At 51.3% G+C, this 5,874-nt stretch carries 4 protein-coding genes; all 4 read left to right on the plus strand.

Annotation, left to right across the window (positions count from 1 at the left end; genetic code table 11):
* Positions 1-1,155, plus strand: a 1,155-nt coding sequence (locus tag Q0Z70_RS12825; RefSeq protein WP_298075125.1) for a hypothetical protein, incomplete at its 5' end; no start/stop codon positions are given.
* Positions 1,156-1,182: 27 nt separating this feature from the next.
* On the plus strand, positions 1,183-2,472 hold the full coding sequence (locus tag Q0Z70_RS12830) for a hypothetical protein (RefSeq protein ID WP_298074977.1): 1,290 nt from the start codon (positions 1,183-1,185) through the stop codon (positions 2,470-2,472).
* 25 nt (positions 2,473-2,497) lie between these two features.
* The gene (locus tag Q0Z70_RS12835; protein ID WP_298075127.1) at positions 2,498-4,045 is read left to right on the plus strand and encodes a hypothetical protein; all 1,548 of its coding nucleotides are present in this window, start codon (positions 2,498-2,500) and stop codon (positions 4,043-4,045) included.
* Between the two features lie 33 nt (positions 4,046-4,078).
* On the plus strand, positions 4,079-5,824 hold the full coding sequence (locus Q0Z70_RS12840) for a fimbrillin family protein (protein WP_298075129.1): 1,746 nt from the start codon (positions 4,079-4,081) through the stop codon (positions 5,822-5,824).
* Positions 5,825-5,874: the final 50 nt, after the last annotated feature.

The following is a 5,874-nucleotide window of genomic DNA, read 5'->3' on the forward strand; positions in this document are numbered from 1 at the left end:
ATCGAATACAACCGATACATCGACTTCGACGATTCAAAAGGCGAGGGCAAGTATAAATACGGCTATCTCGAAGACCTCCGGCTGATATTCCTCGTCCGGCAGGAATGGATCGGCAAGGCCAGGAACGTCTACCTGTTCGCCAACAGCGAGCCGATATTTGATAGAATGTTCACGGAGACGGAGGGACTGAGCGGTCATCTCGACCCCGAAGAGGGAGCCTACGGCGGCAACCACCGGAAAGATTTCGACCCGGTGACCACTGAGACGTACCTCAAGGCTATCAAAGACGTAACGTTCACGAACGAGGAGCTGCAAAAGTTTGTCACGAAGGGTGAGGACAGCAGTCCGGCCAATGGAATCCCCATGAGCGCCGAGTACCGCGATGTCGAGTTCAAACCGGGTAACACGGGCATTGCCAATATCAGCGTCTTCAACAGCTATATCGTCCGTGCGGCGAACAAGATTACCTTCACGTACATCAATGACCGTCTGATGGGTGATATAGCCGTGAAGAACTGGCAGTTGCAGTACACGGCCGATAAGTCCTGGCTCCTGCCCCATGTGCCGGCAGAAAAGAACTCATCGCTTTTCGGTACCGGAACCGATTATGATAACTGGATAGCATGGTACGCCAAACACATCGGGAGCGGCGGACATGAGGAGGAACTGGAATTCGATACGCCCGAAGGGGTGGTGATGTCACCGTTCAGCGATGATTATGAAGCGGAGGCAACGGTACGGAGGACGACGAGTGACAATACCACTACCGAAACGGTCAAAGGTTTGCGTGTGCCCCAAAGAGGACTTACGGATAGGGAGCCTACGCCCGCGAAGGATTCGATCACCTATTATTTCCTCGAAAGCCGTTACATTCCCGAAGGAGCGGACGCACAACGTTACACGATGAGGTTCAATACGTTGGAATACCAGAATACACCGACGACGGATGAAAGCGGCGAGCATTACTGGCAGCCCAGTAGTTATCCTGCCGGTGCGGCGGAGGCCTATCATTTGGACCAGGTGAAGACGCTCTTGCGGAATACCCATGTCATCATCACGGCGACTTTCGCCGATAAGGGACAGCTCGATTTGGAAGTGTCGATCAAGAACTGGCATGTGGATGCCCCCGTGGAAGGACAGTTGAAACCTGAATAACGGTTAGAAACGAAAGGAAAGAAAGCAATGAAAACATGGAACATAATCGTATATTGCTTCGCGGTAGGGGCATTTGCCGGATGTGAGCACGAGGTTGCACCCGACCCGCTCCCCGTGCGGGAGCATCCCTTGTATTTTACCGCCGGAATTGCGGGATCCGCATCTGCGGGGATCACAACGCGGGCCGATGCCTCGGACACTATTACTCCCAAGTTAGTTGCCGCGCGGGACTTGTTGCTGAAAAAGACGTTTACCGAAGGGGATGTCATCCGCATCTGTAATACGAATACAGATAAAGAGGAGCCTTCGTTCAACATAGAGGGAAGCAGTTCTGTTTACCAGTATGTATGGAAGAAGTACAAAAACGAGAGCGGTTTTCCCGAAGGTTCGGATGAAGAGGACAAGTGGTTAGATGGAGGTACCAATGACAGTCGTTCCGAGTACCTTTTTGTGCCGGATTCCATACCATCGACGGACGTTAAATACGGATTCTACGCCAGCGACTTGATAAGCGACGGAGCTAACTATTTCCAGTTGTATGCCGCGTGGTGGAAGGAGTTCGAGCCGGGAGTGAGGGATAATGCGCCTGTCATTGAGAGAGACCAGAGTACGAAGGACGGATTCCTGAACTCGGATATGATGCTTGCCTATCGGAAACACTCGATAGACTATCCCTATGCTGCGATGAGGTTGGTGTTCTGGCACGTATTCTCCATGCTGGACGTCCGCATCACCCTGCCCGACTATGACAAGGGGCACGTGAACGCGGGGGAAGGTGATGCCATACCGGATAGGCTGCCGTCGGGTTACGAGAAGGATTCGGTGAAATTGTTTATGACGAATGTTCCTGTCGACTATTCGATAACGCATACGGCCGACTACAGTTCGGGTAACTTGCTCTCGGTTCTCCCCAATACAAGCGAGAGAGCCGAAGCTATTCCGATGTACCGTTACTACACGTCAGGGCCATTTCTGAAAGATGTTCAGGTGGACGAGGGGAAAATGGAGAAAGACTCCTGTCGCACCTACGGCTTTTGCGGAATAGTGCCGCCAATGGAGTGGACAGCAGATCAAGAAGTTCAACCCCTGTTGAGACTGAAATTGAAAGACCCGCTTTCGCGTGCAGACAGATACTATACCTATACGCCCACTAAGATCAACGACAGTGAATATTCTTTGACCTTGCAGGGCGGACATATTTCGGTACTGGAGTTCGACCTGTCCCGCAATGTGGACAAGATGGAGGTCGTGAGGGCCACTATCGAGCCGTGGACAGAAGCGGAGACGGATGTACCGGTTACGGAGATGGGGAAATGATTTACAGATAAAAAACGGATAAAAGATGAAAATGAAAACGCATGACATAACGGGACACAGGGCCGGGCAGGCATTGCGGGGCATCGCGGTATGTGCAGCGGCGTTGTGCCTGATGGCGGCCTGCAGTCGGGAAGAGGCGTTATCCGATCCTGCCGCTGCCGGGATGTATGACGGCCCGTTGACGATCCGGGCCGATATCGGGGGGATGCTCGAAACCCGTGCGACCCATCCGAATGGCAACCTGCAGGACAACAAAACGTGGGTGCTTTCGTCTGAAGGCCATAATTATCAAGAATTTTTTAAAGCGGATTTTTCGAAAGGATATGGCGAGTTCAAGGACAGAGACGACAGTATCGTTGAATTCAAATGGAGCAGGTTGACGCCAATGGAGTGGGGCGACTATATTATTGGCTTGGACAATGGACCGATCGGGTGGAAAGAAGATGGTGGCCTCAACATTTGCTATATTGCAGAAAAAGGAAGCAGCTTCGTAAATTTAGCCGACGAAGGAATGATAGATAAGTATAAGGCGCAGGTGGAGCCGGAGAATGGCATGGCCCAGAATGACTTTATATCGGGCCGTTATCAGGAACATAGCAGTACGGCCCTGAATAAGCATTGGATAACGATTCAGCTCCGGCATCGCATGTCGCGGGTCCATGTGGAAATTACCGCTCCGATCATACAGGATCTCGGTAAGAAGGACGTACAGGTCTGGATGGCTCCGCTTGCCGAGAAGTGCTACGGAATAGAGCGTGTCTACGGAGATGAGCGTTATATGGGACAGAACCATCCGGGGGTGTTGATAGACAGTATGAAGTTGGACAATGGCGAATGGATACTGGACTCCCTTAAATCCGGCGATAACGTTTTCACAAGCTCTCTCTATCTGCTCGGCTCGGTTGAAAAGAGCGAGCACCTGGTGCCTGTCGAGGGCGAAGAGGAGACTTTTCGCACCCATTATCTGATTATGCCGCCGCAAACTACGCATCTAAGTGCTGGAGAAGACAACTCCCTGCGTCCGACGCTGTATCTCAAAATCGGCGATAGGACTTGGAAGGGTATGCTGCCTGGAAACATTACAATAGGAGGCGAACCGCAAACCTTCAGTGAATTCGGGGGCGGTCAGAACATCACGCTGAAAGTGGAGATTACCAGTGCTCCGCCGGAGATAGATATTGAGGCGACGGTTCTGCAATGGAAAGATATGGGAACGTGGTTGATGGGCACGGACCGCGGCGGCATACGCACTGCGGATGATTTCAAGAGTGCGGTGGAGGCGTTCAAAGAGTATGTCAACCGTAATCCGCCGCCGCAGTGGACCTCCGGCACGGAGAAGCCCGAGCCGTTGGAGCGTTACGGCAATTTCGATTTCACACGCAAAAAGTTCACATTCCAGTTCTTCGATGATTTCGCAGAAAAAGAAGCAATCCCAGATGAGTGCAAAATCGCCAGTGCCTATGGACAAAATTTCGATGTAAGTCTGAACGGACACACCGTCTATGGAGTGACGGGAGTGGATGGGATGGGAAACCATGATGCGGAATTCAAACAAAAAATGCTGTCAAATTAATTATTTATGCGTAGAGATATGAAAAACAGAGATATGAAAAGACTTGTCCATCGGCTGCGCGGAGTATTGTATACAGGAGCCGTGTGCTGCATTCTCGGGGCATGCAGCGAGCGTGTGGATGAAGACGGTTTTTCCCTTCCGGATGGACAGATGGACCGGATATCCCTTCAACCCGGCATTACGACCATGGCGACCGCGACTCCTCCGCTTGCCGGGAAACTGATAACTAAAAGCGAATTTCAACAGGGAGACAAGGTCGGGTTCTTCTCCATGGGCGGATATATTCAGGACGGCGAGTCCAAGGATTTCTTGAATCTGCCGTTGGTCCTGAGTGGAACCACGTTCAATTCGGATACGTTGTCCGATCCCGCCCTCGCGGACCCTGGCCGGATGGATAGAATTTTCTCGTACTATCCTTATATGGAAGGTATGGAGAAGCCGGAAGGTGTCGATATCTATGCCAAGGGAACAGGTTCTGAAGGATACGATGAAGATGGGCATGAACTGCCGCTGCGCGTCATCGATTTCCTTACGACGAGGGAATCGAAGAACGGCGAGTATTTGAATACGGTAAATGAATTTTTCCATTCCTTTTCTATCGTACGCGTGCAACTCGGAGATGGATTCAAGGATTTTAAAGGCGATATTTACCTGCAGCTCGAACGGAAGGTAAAGGGCGTGTGGATAGATATGGAGATGGATGTTAAGGAGCCTTCTCTCTATCATGATATGGTGGTGGGTTCCAATATCACCGGCGGCTTGGTGCAACTTGTGTACGACGATAATGCGGTGACCGCCCAATCGCGCCGGCTGAAGACCTTTTCCACCGGATCAACCGGAGACAATACATGCTGGGATGCGATCGTGCCGTGCAGGCCCATATTCTGGTGGGACCCCGAGAATGCAAATGCCGGCGGCGTGACGGTGCAGTCCATTATCCTTGACCCGAAAGATGACAGCCAGAAGGATATCGAAATCCCTGTAGATAACTACAAAATATTCGTGCAAGTGGTTGGAAATCCAATTCACGGCCTCCGGGGAGGCTACATCTATAAGGTCATTGTCAAAAAAGAGGGCTTCGAGGCATCGGTCTTTCCCGTGGATGTGCAGGAATGGAACACGGAAGAGATAAAGGAGACTATTCCCCGCGGCATCACCGACGCGGGTGCCTACAAGAATTTTATAAAGGCGTACAATGATCTGTTTATGGCGGGTCAAACCTATAGTACGACGGATATTGCAGCGAAAGCAAAGAATTTGACAGAATGGGGCGATGCGATTTTCAATGGCAGCGATAGCGTTTTCACGGTCTTCCTGACAGACGATATAGATCTGTCCGAGGATAATGATATGGATAACTTGATGATCCACAATTTAGTAATACCCATCGACGGGCGTGGCAAGACCATCCGCCACTGCCGTTTGAGTGGGAGCTTCTGCAATACAATCGGTGCCACCGGCTCCTTGACGAACCTCCGTTTCGAGGGCCTCCGCGTCGAGTCCACCGATACGGTACCCATTGGCCTGCTGGCCGGGACGATAGATGGCGGTATCATTGATAGATGCCAAGTCACAGGCGGCTGGTTGGCAGGTGCTTCTTCTGATACGACGAAGGTCGGTGCGGCTGTCGGAACGATGAAGAATGGAACAGTAAAAAACTGCGCGTTCGACGGTTTGATGTTCGGAATGAGCGACCCGACGTATGAAGAGCTTGTCGGTAAGTATGTAGCCGGAAACGTGACCGGTAATGACAATGATATGACTGTAGTAAACAATTAGGAGAGTAACGGATATGAAAATGCGATTGTATATAAAGCGGTTCGGCAGGG

Origin of the sequence: uncultured Bacteroides sp. (genome assembly GCF_947632445.1) — a bacterium.
Taxonomy (GTDB): domain Bacteria; phylum Bacteroidota; class Bacteroidia; order Bacteroidales; family Bacteroidaceae; genus Bacteroides.

What these genes read in the sequence shown, in the direction of transcription:
- Q0Z70_RS12830 (WP_298074977.1), top strand. Translation starts at nt 1,183, where the DNA reads ATGAAAACATGGAACATAATCGTATATTGCTTCGCGGTAGGGGCATTT.
- Q0Z70_RS12835 (WP_298075127.1), top strand. Translation starts at nt 2,498, where the DNA reads ATGAAAATGAAAACGCATGACATAACGGGACACAGGGCCGGGCAGGCA.
- Q0Z70_RS12840 (WP_298075129.1), top strand. Translation starts at nt 4,079, where the DNA reads ATGAAAAGACTTGTCCATCGGCTGCGCGGAGTATTGTATACAGGAGCC.